The organism is Devosia nitrariae, assembly GCF_030160115.1.
GTDB lineage: Bacteria > Pseudomonadota > Alphaproteobacteria > Rhizobiales > Devosiaceae > Devosia > Devosia nitrariae.
In genome coordinates, this window is record NZ_BSNS01000012.1 from 192,795 (window position 1) to 213,665 (window position 20,871).

18 protein-coding genes and 1 tRNA gene are annotated in these 20,871 nt (G+C 62.3%); 3 read left to right on the forward strand and 16 right to left on the reverse strand.

The annotated features are described in order from the left end of the window. Window positions 1–41: 41 nt before the first annotated feature. The 3 genes from QQK18_RS15340 to QQK18_RS15350 form a co-directional block, all read right to left on the reverse strand. Window positions 42–1,601: an ABC transporter substrate-binding protein gene (locus QQK18_RS15340; RefSeq protein WP_284341229.1), complete on the reverse strand. Its 1,560-nt coding sequence runs from the start codon at window positions 1,599–1,601 to the stop codon at window positions 42–44. Between the two features lie 90 nt (window positions 1,602–1,691). Continuing rightward, window positions 1,692–2,447: a glycerophosphodiester phosphodiesterase family protein gene (locus QQK18_RS15345; RefSeq protein ID WP_284341230.1), complete on the reverse strand. Its 756-nt coding sequence runs from the start codon at window positions 2,445–2,447 to the stop codon at window positions 1,692–1,694. Between the two features lie 4 nt (window positions 2,448–2,451). Next, a complete protein-coding gene (locus QQK18_RS15350; RefSeq protein ID WP_284341231.1) occupies window positions 2,452–3,882 on the reverse strand; it encodes an aldehyde dehydrogenase family protein in 1,431 nt (476 codons plus the stop codon). 68 nt (window positions 3,883–3,950) lie between these two features. On the opposite strand from QQK18_RS15350, the gene QQK18_RS15355 reads away from it, so the two are divergent. After that, the gene (locus tag QQK18_RS15355; protein ID WP_284341232.1) at window positions 3,951–4,991 is read left to right on the forward strand and encodes a LacI family DNA-binding transcriptional regulator; all 1,041 of its coding nucleotides are present in this window, start codon (window positions 3,951–3,953) and stop codon (window positions 4,989–4,991) included. A gap of 3 nt (window positions 4,992–4,994) precedes the next feature. On the opposite strand, the gene yihU is transcribed toward QQK18_RS15355, so the two are convergent. Next, window positions 4,995–5,876 (reverse strand): sulfolactaldehyde 3-reductase, encoded by an 882-nt coding sequence (gene yihU / locus QQK18_RS15360; RefSeq protein WP_284341233.1) that lies wholly within the window; start codon window positions 5,874–5,876, stop codon window positions 4,995–4,997. A gap of 76 nt (window positions 5,877–5,952) precedes the next feature. On the opposite strand from yihU, the gene QQK18_RS15365 reads away from it, so the two are divergent. Further along, window positions 5,953–7,086, forward strand: coding sequence for a mandelate racemase/muconate lactonizing enzyme family protein (locus tag QQK18_RS15365; RefSeq protein WP_284341234.1), 1,134 nt, complete (start codon window positions 5,953–5,955; stop codon window positions 7,084–7,086). A 64-nt stretch (window positions 7,087–7,150) separates the two neighbouring features. Next, complete coding sequence (locus QQK18_RS15370) at window positions 7,151–7,834, forward strand: winged helix-turn-helix domain-containing protein (RefSeq protein WP_284341235.1); 684 nt, start codon at window positions 7,151–7,153, stop codon at window positions 7,832–7,834. A 97-nt stretch (window positions 7,835–7,931) separates the two neighbouring features. On the opposite strand, the gene QQK18_RS15375 is transcribed toward QQK18_RS15370, so the two are convergent. From QQK18_RS15375 to QQK18_RS15430, 12 genes are all read right to left on the reverse strand, one after another. Next, on the reverse strand, window positions 7,932–8,774 hold the full coding sequence (locus QQK18_RS15375; RefSeq protein ID WP_284341236.1) for an NAD-dependent epimerase/dehydratase family protein: 843 nt from the start codon (window positions 8,772–8,774) through the stop codon (window positions 7,932–7,934). Between the two features lie 10 nt (window positions 8,775–8,784). Further along, complete coding sequence (locus tag QQK18_RS15380) at window positions 8,785–9,747, reverse strand: mannonate dehydratase (RefSeq protein ID WP_284341237.1); 963 nt, start codon at window positions 9,745–9,747, stop codon at window positions 8,785–8,787. Between the two features lie 7 nt (window positions 9,748–9,754). After that, window positions 9,755–10,765: an ABC transporter ATP-binding protein gene (locus QQK18_RS15385; RefSeq protein WP_284341238.1), complete on the reverse strand. Its 1,011-nt coding sequence runs from the start codon at window positions 10,763–10,765 to the stop codon at window positions 9,755–9,757. Continuing rightward, entirely contained in the window at window positions 10,749–11,801 is a 1,053-nt protein-coding gene (locus QQK18_RS15390) for an ABC transporter ATP-binding protein (RefSeq protein ID WP_284341239.1), read from the reverse strand. The genes QQK18_RS15385 and QQK18_RS15390 overlap by 17 nt, the downstream gene beginning before the upstream one ends. 4 nt (window positions 11,802–11,805) lie before the next feature. Further along, a complete protein-coding gene (locus QQK18_RS15395) occupies window positions 11,806–12,717 on the reverse strand; it encodes an ABC transporter permease (RefSeq protein WP_284341240.1) in 912 nt (303 codons plus the stop codon). A gap of 9 nt (window positions 12,718–12,726) precedes the next feature. After that, window positions 12,727–13,725 carry an ABC transporter permease gene (locus QQK18_RS15400; protein WP_284341241.1) on the reverse strand — a complete coding sequence of 333 codons (999 nt, stop codon included), beginning with the start codon at window positions 13,723–13,725 and terminating at the stop codon, window positions 12,727–12,729. A gap of 70 nt (window positions 13,726–13,795) precedes the next feature. Beyond that, entirely contained in the window at window positions 13,796–15,580 is a 1,785-nt protein-coding gene (locus QQK18_RS15405) for an ABC transporter substrate-binding protein (protein WP_284341242.1), read from the reverse strand. Between the two features lie 364 nt (window positions 15,581–15,944). Next, window positions 15,945–16,943, reverse strand: a complete 999-nt coding sequence (locus QQK18_RS15410; protein WP_284341243.1) for an aldose epimerase family protein — start codon at window positions 16,941–16,943, stop codon at window positions 15,945–15,947. Window positions 16,944–17,037: 94 nt separating this feature from the next. Beyond that, complete coding sequence (gene manD / locus QQK18_RS15415; protein WP_284341244.1) at window positions 17,038–18,249, reverse strand: D-mannonate dehydratase ManD; 1,212 nt, start codon at window positions 18,247–18,249, stop codon at window positions 17,038–17,040. A 72-nt stretch (window positions 18,250–18,321) separates the two neighbouring features. Beyond that, entirely contained in the window at window positions 18,322–19,371 is a 1,050-nt protein-coding gene (locus QQK18_RS15420; RefSeq protein WP_284341245.1) for a mannonate dehydratase, read from the reverse strand. Window positions 19,372–19,998: 627 nt separating this feature from the next. Further along, window positions 19,999–20,075: transfer RNA gene (locus QQK18_RS15425), tRNA-Met, on the reverse strand. 97 nt (window positions 20,076–20,172) lie between these two features. Continuing rightward, window positions 20,173–20,826: a UdgX family uracil-DNA binding protein gene (locus QQK18_RS15430; protein WP_284341246.1), complete on the reverse strand. Its 654-nt coding sequence runs from the start codon at window positions 20,824–20,826 to the stop codon at window positions 20,173–20,175. Window positions 20,827–20,871: the final 45 nt, after the last annotated feature.

The following is a 20,871-nucleotide window of genomic DNA, read 5'->3' on the forward strand; positions in this document are numbered from 1 at the left end:
GGGCGCCGGGCCGGCTGCGGCCGGCCCGGCGCCCGTACTACTCAATCAATGCTCAGATTGTAGGAGCGGAAATCCATCGGCCAGAACGAATAGGGCTTCCAGTCGATGCCGTTCCGGATTCCGTAATACTCCATGGCCTGGAACAACTCGATCTGTGGCCGCTCTTCGTCCAGGATGTCGAGGACCTGCTCGAAGACCGCGATGCGTTCGGCATGATCGACAGTGGTTTCCAGCTGGACGATCAGATCGAGGAACTCGGGCGTCGGATCCCAACTGTAGCCAGCGGCATCGGGCCGGGTACGGATACCTTCTGGACCGTAGATGTTGACGATCGGATGCGTGATATCGGGAATCTGAACCCCGTTGGAATGCGCGAACATATGTTTGCCGGGTGCTGTGACCTCGGCGAAGTTGTCGCGGATTTCGAGTGTCACGTTGATTCCGACGTCCCGCCACTGCTGCTGGAGGACCTGGGCGACCTGCTCATAATTGGCATAGTAGCCGGCCTGGATGCGGAAAATCAGGTCTTCGCCATTGTAGTCGGATTGGGCGAGCAGTTCCCTGGCCCTTTCGGGATCGTAGTGCTCGTTGGGACGATCCGCGAGAAAGTCCTGGCCATGGCTGACGAAGTTGAAATCGTGCGGAATACGGTTCTGCCCGCCCCACAGGGCCTCGACGATGGCCTCGCGATCGATGGCCCAGACAAGCGCCTGGCGCAGATACCGATCATCCATCGGCGGCTCGAAGGTATTGAGTGCGACGACACGTGAATTGTCGATCACCGCGGCCTTCACTGTTGCCACACCCGAATTGTCGATGACGGCCTGCTGGTCCGGCGTGATCGAAACGATCATATCGAGTTCGCCGTTCAGCAGCCCGGTGATGCGGCCGGCCTCTTCGGGAATCTCGCGGAAGATGATCTCCTGGGCAGGCGGCAGACCGCCCCAATATTCGTCATGGGAGACGAGGCGTATGATTTCACCGGGCTTGTATTCCGCAAGCTTGTAGGGCCCCGTACCGACCGGCGCCAGGTTGAACGCTTCCATGCCGTTTTCGAGGAAGTAGGCCTTTGGCACCACCATGCCCAGGGGCGATGTGAAGCGTGCCGGAAAGATGGGGTCGGGGGCTGTGGTGGTAAACTTGACCGTGTCGTCGTCGATGACGCTGACATCGGCAAAGGTGCCGTAGTAGGTGGTTCCCGCCTTGTAGATGCGTTCCGGTCCCCACATCAGGTCGCTGCCGAACGAGAAGGCGACGTCTTCGACCGTCATGGGCGTGCCGTCATGGAAGACCACGTCGGTGCGGATGTCGACTTCCCACTCGGTTTCCGAAACCTGACGCCACTCGGTGGCAATGGATGGTACGAGATTGGCACCATCGCCATTCTCGCCTTCCCAGTACGCGCGAGCGATCAGCTTGTCGTAAATGGATGCCGTAACGCGCTGGCCGGTGTTCGAGATATTCATCGACGGGTCGAAGCCCTGTGGCAGTGTTTGGACACCGATGGTCAGCACAGGCCTGTCGTCCTGGGCCTGTACGGGCATTGCAGTCATAAATGCAAACGCACCCAATGTCGCGGCAATGGCCTTGGTCTTATTCATGTTTCCTCCTTCCGGGCCCGTTCCCGACCGGCCCTTCTCCCGAAAGCTAGCCTGTCTCGGCCACCTTAACGTGACGGAGTATTAGCAATGCTAATACTCGGATGCATCCCGACCCTCATCACGCATAGCCAGCGCAATGTCCGGCCGATCGGTCGATAAGTGACGGACCGGCCGGTTCAGCCAATACTGCAGGCGGGAAGGGACATTGTTGATGCCCACGGCAATGCGCTCCGCCGGCATACGGCTGAAGCAAAGCGTTTCGTTGAGTGTGAAGAGTTCTTCCTGCACCGCCGCGATGGCGCCTGGGATGCCGACAAGCCGATCGAGTGCCCGTGCCAGACCGCCCTGCTGATCGGCCTGTTGCCGCCAGAGGCACGCCTGCAGGCCGACATCTGCCGAAAGCGCCCGCACGCGCTCGAGGCAATCGGGCACAAAACTGAGGATCCATGTCCGATGCAGCAGACCACGGCGTTCCACCCCAGCAATGATCTGGGCTTCGAGGCCGTCATATGGTGCACAATCGATATTGGTCTTGATCTCGATGGCGAACTCCACCGAGGTGGGCGCAAGAAGGTCGAGCACGTCATCGAGCGTGGGAACGGTCTCGTCGCTGTCGCGGAGCTTGATCCGACGCAACTGCTCGCCCGAGTGCCGGCTGATCGCACCGGTGCCGTGGCTTGTACGGTCGAGCAGCGCATCATGCATGACGAAAGGCACACCATCCGAACTCAGGTGGACGTCGAACTCCACCATATCGACGCCCAGATCCGCCGCATTGCGGAAACCTGCCAGCGTGTTCTCCGTCCACAGACCCCTGGCCCCGCGATGCCCCAATATCTTGACCATTGTCCTAAGCCTTCACGTAGACCGAATGCTCGGTGGTGTAGAACGCGGCCGAAGACGGCCCTACCGAATATGCGCCGACGCCCGAGTCCTTGATGCCGCCGAAGGGCATGTGATTGTCGGGAATCGTACCGTGATTGACATGCAGCATGCCCGTCTCGCATTGCGCGACGAACCGTTCGACCATGCCCAGCTGGTTCGAGAAGAGAGCCGCGGTGAGGCCATAACCGACTGAGTTGAGAATCTCGAAGGCTTGATCCTCGGTTTCGTAAGACAGGATGGAGATCACGGGCCCGAAGATCTCCTCGAGCGCCGCAGCACTGCCCGGCTGCACGTCTGCAAGGACGGTGGGGGCATAGAAATAGCCTTCGGGTGCCGAGGCCGGCCTGACCTTATCACCCCCCGTGACGATGCGCGCTCCGTCCGCCTTGCCCTGCGCCACCATGCTGGCAACCTTTTCCAGCTGGGCGGCATGGGAGAGCGGGCCCATGGTGACGCCCGCGGCAAAGCCATCGCCCAGGACCTGCCGCTCGGCACGCTGCCTCACGGCCTCGGTGACGGCATCCCTCAAGCGAGTATGAACAAGAATCCGGCTGATGGCGGTGCAGCGTTGGCCGGCACACTGGAAAGCCGCGCCGGCGATCTGGTCGACGGCCGCATCCAGATCGGTCACGTCATTGATCACAGCAGCATTCTTGCCACCCAGTTCGAGAGAAAGTTCCACGAGATTTTCGGCGCCGGCGGCATAGATTTTCCTGCCGGTTGAGACCGAGCCGGTGAAGGTGATGCCACGTACGCGCCGGTCCCGGACCAGTTGATCGCCCACCGCACCACCGCCGAAAACGAGGCTCAGCAGGTTGGCAGGAAGACTCTCGCGGGCACATTCCTCGATGATCGCGGCGGTCGCCGGAGTATATTCCGATGGCTTGAGCACGATGGCATTGCCGAAGGCCAGCGCCGGCGCAACCTTGCGCATCGGTGTCAGGATGGGGAAGTTCCATGGGGAAATGGCCGCGATGACCCCACGCGGACGACGGCTGACGATGTTGCGGAAGCCCGGACGCGCAGCGGCGGCTTGCGAACTGCCCACCGCAAGGGCGTGGCTCAGCATAGTTCGCGCTTCACCGATGGATTTGCCGGCCTCCGCCCGCGCTTCAGCCGTGGGCTTGCCCTGCTCGAGAGTGATGGCGGTAGCGATATCGTCGGTGCGGCGCTCGAGCGTGTCCAGGAAACCGGAGAGGATCGCGTTGCGCTCGGCCTGCGGCTTGGCGCGCCAGGATCGCTGCGCGATGGCAGCACCTTCGAGCGTCCGCTCGACGTCCTCGCGGGTCGAAGATGCATAAATGCCCACGACCTGATCCGGATGGGCGGGATTGCGCGTCTCGAATGCCTCCCCTGCACCATTGCCGAACCGATAACTTGCAGCGGCCTTGGCCATTGCCTGTATTTCCCCTATGACCCACTTGGAATGGCGAATGATAGCGCTAACATACTTGGGAGGTCAATATGGCCCCTCGCTCCAAGCGAGCGCCGCGATCTGGTTCCAACAAGGTGCGCATAGAAGAGGTCGCGCGCCGCGCCGGCGTGTCGCCGATCACCGTGTCCAGAGCGCTCAACACGCCCGAGAAGGTCAACGAGACGACCCGCGTGGCGGTACTGAAGGCCGTGGAGGAGACCGGCTATATCCCCAACCGGCTGGCGGGGAGCCTGGCGTCCAACCGCAGCAAGACCGTGGGCGTGATCGTTCCGACGGTGACCAATTCCATTTTCGCCGACAAGATCCGTGGGCTCGGCGACGTGCTGTCAGGGGCCGGCTACCAGATCCTGCTCGGCCAGAGCGGCTATTCGCTCGATGCCGAGGCCGACCTGGTCGCCGCCTTGCTGGCGCAGAGCCCGAGTGGGTTGGTGTTGACCGGCAGCACTCACGCGCACCGCACCCATGTCATGCTCGAGCGCAGTGGGGTGCCGGTGGTCGAAACCTGGACGAGCGCCGAGTTCCCCATCGACATGCAGGTTGGCTTCTCGAACGAAGCCGCGGCTTTTGCCGTGGTCGAGCATCTCGTGGCCGCCGGATACCGCGATCTCGCACTGGTAGTGGCGCCGGTTCAGGACAACGATCGGGCCCTCGGCCGATTGGAGGGATTCCGCAAGGCAATCGCTCATTTCGGCCTGCGCCAACCGGCACCGGAGCGCGAGGCAGCGTTCAGTCTTCGGAACGGCGCCGAGGCCTTGGTCAATATTCTCGAGACCCATCCGGATACCGATGCGATCTTTTTCGCAAACGACATTCTCGCCGCAGGCGCCCTGCTGGAATGCCGTCGACGCAACATCGCGGTGCCGGGGCGGCTCGGTGTTGCCGGCTTCGATGATCTCGAGATCGCGGCCGAGATAGTGCCTAGCCTCACGACTGTCGCCGTACCGCGCTACGAAATCGGCTCTCGCGCCGCGCAGATGTTGCTCGCCCGGCTCGACAACGCGGAGACCGGGCGACGGGTGCAGCTCGATTTCACCATCATGGAGCGCGAGTCGACGCGCCGGGAACGCTGAACGCTATTTCAATCCGGCCGCGGCCCGGGCGGAGAGGTAGATCGCGGTCCAGTCCTCACGACCGCGGCCGTCGGTCCGCGCCAGATCGTATGCCTTCAGCGCCGCCTGGCCAGTGCTGAGATCGATATCGAGATCCCTGCCCAGTTCCATGGCAAGACCCATGTCCTTGTGGGCGAGATCGATCATGAAGCCGGGGCCAACGTCACCCTGAAGAACCTTGGCCGGATAGGTGCTGCCGAAATGGCCCTGGCCGGCGACGGTGCCGAGCATCACGGTGCGGGCGAGCTCGGGGTCGAGCCCCGACTTCTCGGCCAGCACCAGCGCCTCGCTCGAGAGGCTGTTGAGAGCGATGGACATGAAGTTGTTGACCACCTTCATGCGTGAGCCGGCGCCGCGGCCACCGCAGTGAATGATGGTATCACCCATCAGCGACAGGATGGGCTTGGCCCGCTCGAAGTGCTCGGCCGTGCCGCCGACCATGATGAGCAGCTTGCCCGCGACTGCGTGGCTTTGTTGGCGGCCGACCGGCGCATCCACCACGGCGACGCCATATTCGGCCATCTTCGCGCCGATACTGTCGGTCTTGGACGGGGCGATGGTGCTCATGTCGATATACATGGCGTCTGTGGCCATGTGTGCCGCAAAGCCATCTGGACCGAATGCCGCCGCCTCTACATGTTGAGAGTTGGGCAGCATGGTGATGACGAAATCGGCACCACGGGCAGCATCCGCCGCGCTATTGGCCGCTTCGATGCCAACGGATGCGAGCCGCGTCACCGCCTCCGTATTCACGTCGAACGCAACGACCGCACGTCCGCCGCGCGCGATGTTGGCCGCCATGGGCGCGCCCATGGTTCCCACGCCGATGAAAGCTACCCTGCTCATGGTGATCCCGACCCGTTGCATATGTACCGTTTGAGGATATGATAGCGCTAACATATGTCAAGTAGATGAGTGGAAAATGTCTCATGATCTCTCGGTGGACCTGATCGGCATCACGCCAATGGTTTTCCGCGCGCCGATCGAGATCCCGGTGCAAACCTCCTTCGGCATCATGCGGGACCGGCCCATGCTGCTCATTCGGGTCGAAGATCGCAGCGGCTCCCATGGCTGGGGCGAGGTCTGGTGCAATTTCCCCGCCGTCGGCGCCGAACATCGTGCGCGGCTGATCACCAGCGTATTTGCCCCGCTCATGACCGAGCGTAGCTACGAGACGCCGCAACTGGCCTTTGGCTCGCTCGAGAAGGCCCTTGCGACCCTTTCGATCCAAAGTGGTGAGGCGGGTCCCCTCGCCCAGTGCCTTGCCGGTATCGACATCGCCATCTGGGACATGGTGGCCCGTCGCAATGGGGTTTCGATTGCCGCCGTGCTGGGCGGTGAAACGCCCGATGCCGTCCCGTGCTATGCGAGCGGCATCAACCCCAACGACGCCCGCCAGACCGTTGCGCGCGCCCGGGACGAAGGATTTTCCGCCTTTAAACTCAAGGTTGGTTTTGGTGAAGCCACCGACATCGGCAATCTCGATGCGATATGCGCGGACATGTCGACGAGCGAAATCCTGATGACCGATGCCAACCAGGGTTGGAGCCTGACCGAAGCACTCGCCATGCTGGAGGTCCTCGCCCGCTATGATCTCACTTGGCTCGAGGAGCCCATCGCCGCCGATTCCAGCCTCGACGACTGGGGCAGGCTTCGTTCAGCCTCGGAGATTCCGCTGGCGGCCGGCGAAAACATCCGCGGCTTGAGGGAGTTCGAAGCGGTCCTTTCTGCCGGGCACCTGCGAGTGGTTCAGCCCGACATTGCCAAATGGGGCGGCTTCTCGTGCGGCCTGCCGGTGGTCCAGCGCATTCTCGCAACCGGACACCGTTACTGCCCGCACTGGCTGGGTGGGGGCATCGGGCTGATCGCGTCCGCGCACCTGCTTGCAAGCTCAGGCAGCGATGGAGCGCTGGAGGTGGATATAAACGTCAACCCGCTGCGCCCTGCCCTGTTGCCCGGGCCGGACTTCGAACGTGGCATGATGAGGCTCCCAAAAGGCGTAGGGCTTGGGGTCGAGCCTGACATTGGCGCGCTGGCCCCATTCGGGGTTGTCTAGCCACCACTTTTGGCCGCAGTCTAGCCGGCAAGCCAATGCACAGCCCTGAAATGCCCGATCACCAATGACCTTGCGTATCCTTGTCATCGATACCGATGCTGAATTCACCAGCGCGATTTACGACCACTTCGAGCACAATGGCGATATCGTCGACGTCACCGAGAGGGCGGACGAAGCCAAACTGAAGATCAGCGAACTGCCACCTGACCTGGTGGTGCTCGCCTGGCGCCTGGCCGATGCTTCGGGCATTGAACTGTGCCGGCAATTGCGCCTGCGCCGTGATTCCGCACAACTGCCGATTATCATGTTGACCGAGCGAACCGACGAGGCCGCGCGAGTGCGTTGCCTGGAAACCGGAGCGGACGATGTGCTGACCAAGCCGGTCTCCACTTCCGAACTTCTGGCCCATGTCAATGCTGTGGTCCGGCGTCACAGGCCGCATCTGATTGTGGAAGCCTTGCGGCTAGGTGGCATCGAGCTCAATCGCTTCACCCACCGCGTCCAGTATATGGGGCGGGAACTCAAGATGTCGCCGGTCGAATTCCGCCTGCTGATGAAGCTGATGGAGAATTCCGGACGCATCATGCCGCGCGCATTGCTGCTCGACCAGGTCTGGGGCTCGGACGTCTACATCAACGAACGGACCGTGGACGTTCACATCGCCCGCCTGCGCAGCTGCCTGCGAGGAACAACAGCAGACAATGCGATCCAGACCGTGCGCGGCCTGGGCTATTCATTCGTCGCTTAGGCAGTGACGGGTGCAGTACTGCGACTGACGTTTCCCCGACCGAGAGTGGCCATTGAGGGTACACCTGGCGCTGCATTAAACCCCGCGGGACGTGCGATCAGAGCCGTCTGGGATCTACATTGCCATGCTTCCAGCCGAGCATCCGCTCTGCCTTGCTGGAGTCGAAAAAGCTGCGGTGCGCGTTCCACCCGTCCTCGAGCGGCACCTCCGGAAGGTGCTGCGCGGCGAGTTCTCGGCTGGGTGTATCCGACGTCGTATCCGGCGCAACGATATAAAAGACCTCATGCCCGGTGAATGGCGCCTGCAGACTTAATAGACAGGCATCCGCGGCCGCATCTCGCCGTGTGTACGCCCAGAGGTGCTTGGTTGCGTCCGAATGCGGCCCCAGGTAGCGCAGGGCGATCGACTTGTCGTCGCATACGAAGTGAAACCGCATGCTGGCGATCACCATGTCGGGATATCGCCGCACGAACGAATCGGCCTGCTGCTCGCAAATCCACTTGGAAAGACTGTAGGGATCCTCGCTGTAGTTCGGATGCTTCTCGTCTATAGGAAAGTAGTCATAGCGGGGCTTGCGGCTGTACGAATGGCCTATGGCATTGACACTCGAGGCCTGGCATATCCGCTTGATGCCGTTCTCCGCCGCCGCCTGGAGGATATTATAGCTCCCGACCACATTGTTGTTGTGCACCACGTGGTCGGGGTGCCGACCCGGTGAGGGAATTGCCGCCATGTGGATGACGGCATCGCAGCCGGCCAGTGCATCGACGAGGGTTTCATAGTTCTCCATGCCGGCAAGGATGAAGCGCCGCTTGTCGTTGGCGGCAACGTCCGGGTGTTCCGCCCGGTCAATGCCGACAATACCGTGGCCGCGCCGTTCGGCTTCCGCCACAATGGCGCGGCCGATACCGCCGCTGGCTCCGGTGACTGCGATTTTCATGGGTGATGACCTATTGAGCGTAGACGGCCTCGCGCAGGCCTCGAATGTAGCCGATGGCATAGAGCCGCCCGAAGGCGGAGTAGCCGGCATTGTCGTTGCTATCGCCTTCGACCGTCGGCACGTGATCGGGACGCAGCACCCCATCGAAACCGATGTCGCGGTAGGCGCGCATGCAGGCCAGCATGTCGGTCTTGCCGGCGTCATGCCAGGTTTCCTCGAATCGTTCCGAAACGCCGCGCACGTCCCGGAAGTGGACGAAGGAAATCTTGTCGCCGAACTGGCGGATGACCCGCGGCAGTTCGTCGGTCATCAAGGTGAAGTTGCCCTGGCACATGGTGATGGTGTTCATCGGGCTGGGCACTAGGTCCAGGAGGCGCTCGAAGTTCTTGACCGTGCGCATGATCCGACTGACGCCCCGTATAGGCGTGATCGGCGGGTCGTCGGGGTGCATGGAGAGCTTCACTCCAGCTTTCTCCGCCACAGGCAGCACGCGGCGGAGGAAGTAGTCGAGGTTGCTCCAGAGCTCATCTTCGCTGATCGGCGGATTGCTGGTGAGATCTTCCGGCACGTCGTCGATATTAAAGCTGGTGACCACCGAACCGCCTCGTGAAGGGGTCGCCATATTGGTGCGCACCCAGTTGAAGTCGGTCATCCACTCATAGCACCAGACGGGGATGCCGAGCCTGCCCATGCTTTCGATGAGCGTGCAGACGACATCAATCTCCTCGTCGCGCCCCTCCAGGCCCCGTTTGGCTCTGTTGAGCGGCGGTCGCGCTTCAATGACGCGCAGGTCGAACCCGGCCTCCTCGTAACCCAGCTTCATGCGCGTGAGCGGCGACAGATCGCCCACCTTTTCGCCGGGCCGAAGCGTGTCGAAGGGCAGGCCACCCACGGCCAGGTTGACGCCTGCTTGCAGCGCAAGCTTCCATACCGGCGATGGCGTCGGGCTGATGAATTCGGCAATCTCAAGCATCGTGTTCTCAGGCCGGTAGAAGTTCGGAGAGTCGCTCGGCGACCAGCTCGGGCTGCTTGTCATAGAGGTAGCAGGCTGCCACCTGGGAAGCAGTGATCTGGTAGAGAGGCGGGCGGGCCTTGCAGATATCCATCGCCTTGGGACAGCGCGACATGAACGGACAGGCATCCGAGCTGCCGGTACTTCCGCTTTCACGCGCGATGATCGGATGCTCGCCCCAACGCTGATCGAGATTGGGCCAGGGAATGGAGTCGACCAGGAGCTGCGTATAAGGGTGCTGCGGGGATTTGATCACCGCATCGACATCGCCTGCTTCCATCACGCTGCCGCGGTAGAGGACGATGATGGATTTGGCGATATGGTACGCCGTCGTAAGGTCGTGCGTGATGTAGATGATCGAGACACCATAGTCCCGCTGCAGGTTTCGCAACGTCTCCAAGATGTTGGCGCGGAGCGACGCGTCCACCATCGAAACCGGCTCGTCGGCGATGAGGAGCCGTGGCCGCAGCAGCAATGCCCGGGCGACATTGATGCGCTGACGCTGCCCGCCCGAAAGCTGGTGCGGAAAACGGCCCAGCACGTCTTCCGGGCGCAGGCCGACGGCGGTCAATGCCTCTTCCATGAGGCTGCGCGCTTGCACCTTCGAGCGGGCCAGCTTGAACTGGCGGATCGGGACCGTCAGCAGATGATCGACGGTGTAGAAGGGGTTGAAGACCGCGAAAGGGTCCTGGAACACCGCCTGCACCTCGCGCCGATAGGCAAGACGCTCGGCACCCGTAAGGCTCGTGATGTTGCGGCCTTTGTAGAGGATCTCGCCCATGGTCGGGTCGATGAACCCCAGCAAGAGCATCGCCAGCGTTGTCTTGCCGCTGCCACTCTCTCCCGCAACCGTCAGTATGGTCGGCTCATCGTCCTTGAGGGTGAGCGACATATCCCGCAGGGCAACGGTGGGATGCGCGTGGGTCAGGCCGCGGGTATAGATCTTGGAGACGTTGCGAAGCTCAAGCAGGTTGGCCATGGGGGGCCTCCGCATCGAAGAGATGGCAGGCGACGCGACGCCCATGCTCCAGCGTCAGCACCTCGGGGCGGTCGGATGTGCAGGCGGGCATGGCGTAAGGACACCTGGGGTGGAAGGCACAGCCGCCTGGCAGCTGCAACAGCGATGGCGCGAGGCCGGGAATACCCCGAAAAACACCTTTGTTGTCGAGATTGGGAAGGCTCGAGATCAACGCTCGCGCATAGGGGTGCTTCGGATCGGTGAACATCTCGCGCACGCTCGAGACTTCCACCAGCCGGCCCGCATACATCACCGCCACCTTATCGACGAACTGGGCCATCAGTCCCATGTCATGGCCGATGAGGATCACGGCGGCATTGATCTGGTCCTGCACCCGATCGATGGTCTCCATGACCTGGCGCTGGGTGACCACGTCCAGCGCGCTGGTCGGCTCGTCGGCAATGATGACCTGCGGCTCGAGCAGGATGCCAATGGCAATGCAGACGCGCTGCTTCATGCCGCCTGACAATTCATGGGCGTACATGTGGAAGACCCCGGGATCGAGATCGACGGAGCGCAGGGCGTGCACGCATCGGTCGTTGATGGCCTTGCGCGATTCCTGCGGCATGTGCGCCTTTATCGCATCGACCATCTGCGCCCCGATCCGGATCACCGGGTTGAGCGAATTCATCGCACCTTGCGGGATATAGGCGACCTTGTTGAGGCGTGCGCGGCGCATGCCGTCTTCGCTGAGGCTCATCAACTCGGTGTCGCCGACGAACACCTGGCCGCCTTCGATCCGGCCCGGTGGCTTGATCATGCGCATCATTGCAAGGGCCAGGGTACTCTTGCCCGATCCGGATTCCCCCACCATGCCGAGCTTCTGCCCGGCTTCGAGGGTGAAGCTCACGTCATCGAGCGCCTTGGCGCGTCCGAGGTCGGTGTAATAGGTCACCTCGAGTTTGCTGACCTGCAACACCGGTCCGGGGTCGGCCGCGGCTTGTGCCCGGTTATCGCGCCGGATCGCAGCGGTGCCATTGACTGAAAAGAAGGTCATCGAACTATTCCGTCTTTCGCACGCGGGGGTTGGCCAACTCGTCGAGACCCATGTTCACCAGTGCCAGAGCGCCCAGGATCAGGATCATCGCGAAGGCGGGCTCCAGCGGCCACCACCACCAGCCATTAAAGAATGCCCCTTGGCTCTGAGCTGCCCAGATGATGTTGCCCAGGAGTGGTTCGCGCAGCGGCCCGAGACCAAGCACCGCCAGATAGAACGAGGCGAACACGGCGCCGAACACCTGCCCGACGAAAGCGGCGGCGATGAACGGAAGAAGGTTGGGCAGGATCTCCTTGAAGATGATCCCCATGTCCGACACGCCCGAGAGCTTGGCGACGGCCACGAACTGCCGCTCCTTCATGGTCAGCACCTGGGCACGGATCACCAACGTCGGCCCCATCCAGGCCAGCATGGCAACGATCATGGCCATGGTGACAATGGTGACGTCGCGCTTGTCGAGCGAGCCAGCCACCACCACCTGGATCAGCAACACCGGGATGGGCGTCAGGATCTGGCAAATCGTGCGGATGCCGGCGTCGATCCAGCCGCCGAAATAGGCGGCAATGAACCCGAGCACCACCCCGACCAGGGTGCCGATCCCGCCGGCAAGCACGCCGATGAACGCGGTCTGCCAGGTTCCGACCACCATTGCAGCCAAGAGGTCGCGGCCAAAGAAATCGGTGCCGAAGGGGTATTTCAGGCTCGGCGGTTGCTTGAGCGCGGCCGAGAGCGGGTAGGCCTTCTTCGGGTCGATGACCAGAAGGCCGATAATGGTAAAGAGGGCGAGGACGACAAGGATGGCCAAGCCGATGGCGAGGCCCTTGTTGCGCCTGATGTAGCGCAAGGTCAGCGTTCGGCGCGACGGCCGGCTGATCGTGCCGGCAACCGATGTGGGGGTCATGTTGGCGAGCGTCATTGCGGTCCCCTAGTTGTTGCGGATCCGCGGATCGAGCAGCGGGTAGACGAACTCGAGGAGCGTCATGAGCAGCGCGATGGCAATGGTGATGAACAGAACGATTCCGTAGATGACCGGGAAGTCATTGGCGCGGATGGCAAGATTGAGCGCCGTGCCGATGCCCGGCAGACCAAAGAGCCCTTCGACAATCACCGCCGAGGTCACGACCGTGCCCAGCGCCAGGGCAAGGCCGGTCACCTGCGGTAGAAGGGCGTTGCGCAGGTAATAGTCGCGGAAGATGCGCTGGCTGGTCAGTCCCTTGTGCTCGGCGAAGTTCACGTAGTCCTCGCCCTGTATGGTGATGCCCATGCCGCGCATGGAAAGGACCCAGCCGCCCACCGAGCCCAGGATCAACGCCAGCGCCGGCAGGATCTGGTGTTCCATGAGATCGAGAAAGAAAGTCCAGGACCAGTTGGGCACTAGGCCCACCGAATAGGCGCCGCCGAGCGGCAGCCAATTGAGGCGGAACCCGATGAAGAACAACAGGAGGATGCCCATGATGACGGGGGGGACGCCGGTCAGGAGAATGAACGGCGTTGCGACGGTGCGCATCCAACCCGGCGCCTTGGGCCAGGCAGAGATCGCCCCGAGGACAGTGCCGAGGACGAAGCTGAGCACCGTAGTGACCAGCAGCAGGCCTATCGTCCAGGGCAAGGACTGGCCGATCACATCAGTGACCGTCATTGGATAGCGGCTCAGTGAATAGCCGAAATCCATGCGCACGATGTTGCCCAGGTACTGCCAGTATTGCTCCAGGAGCGGTTTATCGAGCCCGAACTGCTGCTGCATGGACGCGATGAGCTTTTCGATGTCGCCCGGCGAGAAGCCGCCGGTACGTGCCAGTTCCCCAAATCGCTCGCGAATAGCGTTACGCGGTGAAAGGCGTGGAATGAAGAAGACGATAGTCGAGGCGGCCCACACAACCAGGACGAAGAATAACAGGCGTCTCGCGACGATCCGAATGCTCACTGGACTATTCCCGATGCACTTGATGGATGGGGCGCGCACCTAAAGCGCGCACCCCGGGAGGATCGGAAGACTAGTTGTCGGAAGGCTGGAGACCGGTGATGACCAGCATGCCGGTATGAGCCCAGAAGGCGCCGTTGATACCCATGCCCTCATTGCTGGCGCTCGGCCAGTTGGTCCAATAGTGATTGTTGTACGGTATGCGGTGGAGCCACTGGATCACCGGTACGTCGATGACGTCGCGCCAGTAGATGCCGAGTGCCTTTGCCGCTCCTTCGATGAACTTGGGATCGTCGGAGTCGAGTGACTGGATGTCGTCGAGCAGGGCGTCGTATTCTGCGTTCGCGTAACGCGAGAACCGGTTGTTGCCAGCCGACGAGCCGATGGCGCTCGAATACTTGCCGTGGAACAGGTTCAGCGCTTCGAACGGATCGAAGAGGCTGGCGCCATGGCCGAACAGGTAGAAACCCGCCTTTCCATCGACCATGTTCTGGTAAGCGTCGGTACCGAAGTTCACGTTGGAATCGAACCCTGCCTGACGCAGCATTTCGGCGAGCACCGGGGCGATGTCGCCATGGATGCTTTCAAAAGCCTGGATGGTCGCGTCGAGCGTCCGCCCGTCCTTCTCCCAGAGACCATCGCCGCTGCGGGTGAAACCGGCCTCTTCCATGAGCGCAGCGCTCTGGTCCGGATCGAAGGTCCAGGGGCTGTACTTCTCCTCTTCGGCCTTGACCTCTGGTGAATCGGCGAATGCCTGCAGGTTCGGGTAGAGCGGGAATGGATAGATCGTGGCGATCTCGGCGCCTTCGTAGAGCACCTCGTTGATAAGGTCGCGGTTGATGGCGAGGCTGATGGCCTTGCGTACGCGAACGTCGCTGTAAGGCTCCAGTTGAGTGTTCATCCACAGCGAATTCGGCCACCAATCCAGATAGCCGTAGGGCGACTCTGTCCCTGTCCAGGACTGGATTTCCGGGTTCTGCTGCAGGATGTTGCCGATGATCTGAGCGCGCATGTCGACCGAGGAGTCGAACTCATTGTTGACCAGGCGCTGGGCCACGGTGTCGATCGGCTGGTTGAGGATGTTCACCACAACGACGCGCTTGACCGCCGGCTGCTCGATACGGCCGGCCTCCACGGCCCACCAGTCATCCCGCAGGTCGAGGATCTTCTGATTGGTATTCCACGCAACGATGTTGTAGGGGCCCGAATGCGGGATCTCATCAAGGCCGGGGGCCTTGGTCGGGTCTTCCTGCTGCGACATCCAGTGCTCCGGCACGATCGGAATGCCGGTATCGAACTTCTCGGTCAGCACCTCGAACTTGAAACGCGGCGCGGGCTGCTTGAAGGTCACCTCGACAGTGTACTCGTCGGTGGCGGTGATGGTATCCACCAGGTCGGCAAACTGGGTGTGATACGGCAGCGTCTCGTATTTCTGCTGACCTTCGAAGGTATAGACCACATCGTCGCCCGTGACCGGCTCCCCGTCGGACCATTTCGCCATCGGGTTGAGCTTGATCTCGAGGGCGGTAAAGTCGTCATTGGTATATTCCATACTGTCGGCCAGCCATGGAATGAACTCGTTCTTGTAGATACCGAAATACATCAGCGGCTCGAACAGGAGGTTATTGCCTTCCTGATGCGTGTAGCCGGGCAGCACCCAAGGGTTGGTTGTGCCGATGGAGGAGGACGCCGAAACGCCCCACGCCAGGTTCAGCGTCTGGTTGCGCGGCACGTCCGGCAACGATGCCGGCGCGATCTCCGTCGGCGGTGGCGCTCCGGTCTGGGCGACGGCTGCTACCGGCGCCCCGATCAGCCCCAGCGAAACCACCGCTGCGGCAACAGTGTGCAACTTGATCATCAGTCAGCTCTCTCCCTCTTTCCGCGGTCAGCTTCATCCGGCCCGACCCCCGGACACGGTTGTGCCTCCCGCGCTCCTCTCGCCGGCCCTGGCCGGCAAAGCTGTGGTGATGTCGCTGCGCCCCGGTCTCCTCAAACCTTGGCGGGCGCTGCGCCTCCCCGCGACCTCCCTGCTCCGGTCTTCGCCGTGTTTCAGGAAGTCAGTTCATAGCAATATTGCTTCATCTCCTCCGTGTTGGCAAATAAAATAACAAAAGTTGTCTTGTACAGGATGTCAGAATATCAAGAATTTCCGCCAGAAAACGCAGTTAACTGGCAATTGCACTCACAAATTTACTAACTACCCGATAAACTGCTGCCTTTGATTACCCCACACGCATTTCCGCCTCGGACAGGGCGAAGGCCGTGACCGAATGGCTGATGGTCAGCGGGTCCCCTTCCGCGAGTTCAACCGCAGTTGGGATGCCACGCTTGTTGATTGGATTTGGACGCACTGAGAGCGACGTGTTGAAGTCGAAAGCCGACGCCATCGGCTCGACGCCGATGCCGCGGTACTGTCCATGCCATGGCGGTCCATTGATGCCGCGGTCGGTGCACCAGATTTGCAGGCAAGGAAGGATCGATCGATCCCAATCGAGTTCCACCCCTGCCCTGTCCTCCACAAAGAGTGCGCGCAACGGTCCGCGCATGCCACAGAGCTGCACGCTGACATTCGGCCTGCCCAGCGGGACGCGGCCGAGGTCGACCCTGCCATCAGGCAAAGGCACGTCATCAAGAGCAGAAAATTCGTCGTCCTGGCCGTCGTGAATATGTCGTGGATGAACGAGCCCGAAGTCGAACTCGGCCTCCAGGCGCAGAGCGCCCGGCGCATCAGGCAGGCGCAGGATCGGGTGCAATCCAACCGAGATGCGCCCGCCGTACCGCGGATAGATGGTAAGGCTCGAGTCCAACGCGGGCGCGCCGTCGCGACCGGAAACCGTGCGCTCGAGACGCTGAATTATTGACTCGTCGGGATAGTCGAGGCTCAGCGTCACGCTTGAGGAATCGTGCGAGAGCAAGCTCCACTCCGCATCCCCCGCGGGGCCGTGGATCGGCAGAAGCGGCGGCTCGGTCATCAGGCTCGCCCATTTCTGCGGGCCGATCGGCTCGGCTGGCCCTGCGCCGAACGGCACGCAAACGAAGTCGCCGCCAAGTTCGCGCAGATGCCCGATTATGCTCGGATCGTGCACCGTACCCATCCACGGCGCCCGGGCATAGGGCTTGAAAGCACCGCCCGGCAGATCGAACCGGCAGTCGGCGAGAACTGCGGCAGTGCTGAGCACCACCGCTTCGCCGTGACTCCAGCTCAACCGGTATGGGTTCACCGCGCCGCCCTCACCAACTGGTCACCGGGCCACAGTCCGCCTCGCGGTGGCCAACGCAGACCGGCTTGTTTGCAGTGATCTTCATCTCGAGGTCCTACCAGCTCGTAAGGGTACCGTCTTCAAGACGGGCGACGGGGAGATAGGCCTGGGCATAGGGATACTTGGCGGCAACTGCTTCGTCGATGTCGACGCCATGACCGGGCGCTTCGCCGGGCTGGAGATAGCCTCGCTCATAGGTCCAGGCGCACGGGAACATGTCGCGCGTTGCCTCGGTGTAGCCGGAGAATTCCTGGATGCCGAAATTGTTGATCGCCGTATCGACGTGAATGTTGCAGCCCATGGCGACAGGCGACACGTCCATCGGACCGTGGCAGGCCGAACGCACATGGTAGATCGAGGCGAAGTCGAAGATCTTCTTGAGACCCGTCACCCCGCCTGCGTGCACCGACGTCACGCGGATATAGTCGATCAGTTGTTCTGAGATCAGCGTCGTGGTGTCGTAGATCGAGTTGAACACCTCGCCGACCGCGATCGGCTGCGTGGTGTGCTGGCGCAAGAGTCGGAAGCCCTCCTGCAGTTCAGCCGGCACCGCGTCTTCCAGCCAGAACAGCCGGAACGGCTCCAGATCCTTGCCCAGCCGCGCCGCTTCGATTGGAGTGAGGCGATGATGGACGTCATGAAGAAGGTGCACGTCCCATCCCACTGCATCGCGCAGTTTCTCGAAGAGCCTTGGGACCAACGGCAGGTATTTGTGCGTTGCCCAGACCTCTTCGTTCGGCAGCGGTCGCACCGTCTTGCCGGCAGCGTCATCAGTCGAGGTGCCGGTGCCATAGATGGGCGGCAGCCCGGGGATGGCGACTTGAGCGCGGATGGCATCGAGCCCTTGCTCGCGCAGGGCCAGAACGCCTTCGACCACTTCGTCGATGTCCATGCCGCTGGCATGTTGATAGACCATCACCTTGTCGCGGGAGCGGCCGCCGAGGAGCTGGTAGAGCGGCATGTTGGCCGCCTTGGCCTTAATGTCCCACAAAGCCATGTCGATGCCGGAGATCGCGGCCATCGTGATCGGTCCGCGCCGCCAATAGGCACCCTTGTAGAGGTACTGCCAGATGTCCTCGCTGCGCATTGGATCGCGGCCGATGAGACATGGCACCACATGGTCTTCGAGATAGGCGACCACTGCCTTCTCGCGGCCGTTCACGGTGGCGTCGCCGACGCCGTAAAGCCCTTGGTCGGTCATCACCTTGACCGTGACGAAGTTGCGGCCTGGCGAAGCGACGATGATCTTGATGTCGGTGATCTTCATTGGCGGTTTCAGCGCAAATACGGGTGAAGACGATAGCCGTGGGTGAGCCGACGAGGCTCGGCATGGGGGTCGTTAGAGGAGGCCGGAATAGCTCGCCATGCGAATGAGGCCCTGCATGTAGCCGATGGCATGCGCCCTGCCCCGGTGGTTCCAGTCGCTGTCGCCGTCGAGCTTGGGCACGTGGTCGTCGAGAAGGAACCCGTCGAAACCGTGACGCGCCAGCAATGCCACCACTTCGGCCGGATCGTAGTTGCCGTCGCCGATGAAGCACTCGGTGAAGTTCGGCACGGAACCCTGAACATCCCGGAAGTGGATGTAGGCGATGGCGCCGCGTGGCGCGAAAAACTCGATCATCTCGGCAACGTTCGCCTTGCCGCCCGGCATCTCCGAACAACATCCAAGGCAAAGATCAAGCGACCAGGCCGGTGACTGACCGGCCATCTCGTAAGCTTTGCGGAAACCGTGAGGCCTGTAGAAAAGCCGCGCCACGCCCCCCAGCATCGGCACCGGCGGATCGTCGGGATGGAGGGCCAGCCGGATCCCCTCCTCCTCTGCGACCGGGAGCACCGCTTCGATGAAATAGCGATAGTTCTCCCACATGACCTCTTCGGTCACCGCCGGCCCGTCCTTGCCAAAGAGCGGCATGGAACTGGCGCGGCCCAGGGTCGTGGGCATAAAGCTGCGCAAAAGCTCGAGGTCGTCGGCATTCGCCTCGACGACGCTCATGTCGAACTGGCGTGCAAGGGCACCGCCGCGCGTCGGCGCCGACCGGTTGGTGGTCCACACCGAATTCGGCATGAAGTGATAGCCAAGGACGGGCACCCCGGCTCGGGCGACGGCCCTGATCGTGGCCTGATAGTTCTCGATCTGCTCGTCGCGCCCCTGAAGTCCGAGCATGACCTTGTGGTAGAAGTGGGTTGGGACGTTCTCGATAGCTTCGAACTTGAGCCCTGCCGCCTCGACCTGTTCGACCAGCGCCCGTACGTTGCGTTCCTCCCAGCGGGTGTCGCCGGGAAGACTTGGGTTGTTCATCTGGATGCCTGAGACGCCGATCTGCGCTGCAAAGCGCAAGCGTTCCTCGGTCAGCTCATGGAACTGACCCACAGCGATCCTGATCGCCACTGTCTCCCCTCCCAACGCTGGGCGGCACCGTTGCACCCCGCCTGATCATTCCCGGGAGCCTAGGCGACAAATGCACGCGAGCCAAGCCTTCGCACATGAAGAAACAGAAATAATGTACAATCCTAACAAGATCATCGCACAGGTCCACATCGAGGCTTTGAGTGGCGATGTTGCCGTACCGGCCCCACCGCTGAGGCTGCACGCGCGCGAGCCGTGAAAATGGAAACCACTGCCTCTTGCCGAGCAGCGCTGCCGACTGGATCTCTGCCGGCCTTTGTCGCGCGAGGTTCCAGCGGAAGTCGCCAAATCGCCGCCACCGGCGACCATGGGCCGTCAGCAGCCTGCCCGGCCCCTGCCAGCTCTTCGTCGATCCCGAGACGCTACGGCCTGCCCGTTTCTCGCTTACGTGATGGCAAGCTCGTCAGCACCGCGATCCGCGTCGAAGACCGGACCCCCACATGCAGGTCGAGGAACGGAGGAGACATCGACCAATGGACATCTACTTCAATGCCGGTCACCGGCATCGAATTGCCCATTCCCACGTGGTCACCACGCAACATGACCGCAACACGGGAGGCCAATTTGCGGGCTATTCCGTCCCGCAAACGACTGATTTATTTGAAAATATGGTAGCGGAGGAGGGATTTGAACCCCCGACACATGGATTATGATTCCACTGCTCTAACCAACTGAGCTACTCCGCCCCAAGGGGCTCCGCGTCGGGCGCGGTGGGCGCTGTCGAGCGCCGCGACTTATTAGGTTTGCGTGTCGCGCGTGTCAAGCGCCGTGCGGCACGCGGGATCAGTGCCCGCCGGCAAGGTCGCGGATCGCCGCGAGGTCGGCCTCGAACGCCTCGCGCTCGCGGCGCGCGTCCTCCCGGTCGCGGATGCGCAGGAGATAGGACGGGTGGATAGTGACGAACGCCGGCGGGTCGTTGCCCCGCTTGATGGGCGCGCCCCGGACCTTCCCGATGGTCACCACCTTGCCGAGGACGCTGCGCGCCGCCGTGGCGCCAAGCGCCACGATCACCGCCGGCTCGAGGAACTCGGTCTCCAGCTCCAGCCAGAAGCGGCAGGCAGCGATCTCGCTGGCATCGGGACGCTTGTGCAGCCGCCGCTTGCCGCGCGGCTCGAACTTGAAGTGCTTGACCGCATTGGTGACGAAGACCTCGGTGCGATCGATGGCGGCGTGCTCGAGGCATTGATCGAACAGCCGCCCTGCCGGCCCGACGAACGGCTTGCCGGCAAGGTCTTCCTGGTCGCCGGGCTGCTCGCCGACGAAAAGGATGCGGGCATGCGCGGGTCCCTCGCCGAATACCGCCTGGGTGGCGTTGGCATAGAGATCGCAGCGCCGGCATGCCTGCACCGAGAGCCGCGCCTCGGCGAGGCTCTCGATCGGCGGGTTCTCCTGGTTGGGATCGGCCGGGTGGGCGGCCGCCGATGTCTTGCCGGCCATGGATGCGCTCCTTGAGCTCCGAGCGGGATGCGAAAAGGTGGGAAC

Bases quoted from the DNA above. Each gene is read 5' to 3' on its own strand.
- QQK18_RS15340 (WP_284341229.1), bottom strand. From the start codon at position 1,601: ATGAATAAGACCAAGGCCATTGCCGCGACATTGGGTGCGTTTGCATTT.
- QQK18_RS15345 (WP_284341230.1), bottom strand. From the start codon at position 2,447: ATGGTCAAGATATTGGGGCATCGCGGGGCCAGGGGTCTGTGGACGGAG.
- QQK18_RS15350 (WP_284341231.1), bottom strand. From the start codon at position 3,882: ATGGCCAAGGCCGCTGCAAGTTATCGGTTCGGCAATGGTGCAGGGGAG.
- QQK18_RS15355 (WP_284341232.1), top strand. From the start codon at position 3,951: ATGGCCCCTCGCTCCAAGCGAGCGCCGCGATCTGGTTCCAACAAGGTG.
- yihU (WP_284341233.1), bottom strand. From the start codon at position 5,876: ATGAGCAGGGTAGCTTTCATCGGCGTGGGAACCATGGGCGCGCCCATG.
- QQK18_RS15365 (WP_284341234.1), top strand. From the start codon at position 5,953: ATGTCTCATGATCTCTCGGTGGACCTGATCGGCATCACGCCAATGGTT.
- QQK18_RS15370 (WP_284341235.1), top strand. From the start codon at position 7,151: ATGACCTTGCGTATCCTTGTCATCGATACCGATGCTGAATTCACCAGC.
- QQK18_RS15375 (WP_284341236.1), bottom strand. From the start codon at position 8,774: ATGAAAATCGCAGTCACCGGAGCCAGCGGCGGTATCGGCCGCGCCATT.
- QQK18_RS15380 (WP_284341237.1), bottom strand. From the start codon at position 9,747: ATGCTTGAGATTGCCGAATTCATCAGCCCGACGCCATCGCCGGTATGG.
- QQK18_RS15385 (WP_284341238.1), bottom strand. From the start codon at position 10,765: ATGGCCAACCTGCTTGAGCTTCGCAACGTCTCCAAGATCTATACCCGC.
- QQK18_RS15390 (WP_284341239.1), bottom strand. From the start codon at position 11,801: ATGACCTTCTTTTCAGTCAATGGCACCGCTGCGATCCGGCGCGATAAC.
- QQK18_RS15395 (WP_284341240.1), bottom strand. From the start codon at position 12,717: ATGACGCTCGCCAACATGACCCCCACATCGGTTGCCGGCACGATCAGC.
- QQK18_RS15405 (WP_284341242.1), bottom strand. From the start codon at position 15,580: ATGATCAAGTTGCACACTGTTGCCGCAGCGGTGGTTTCGCTGGGGCTG.
- manD (WP_284341244.1), bottom strand. From the start codon at position 18,249: ATGAAGATCACCGACATCAAGATCATCGTCGCTTCGCCAGGCCGCAAC.
- QQK18_RS15430 (WP_284341246.1), bottom strand. From the start codon at position 20,826: ATGGCCGGCAAGACATCGGCGGCCGCCCACCCGGCCGATCCCAACCAG.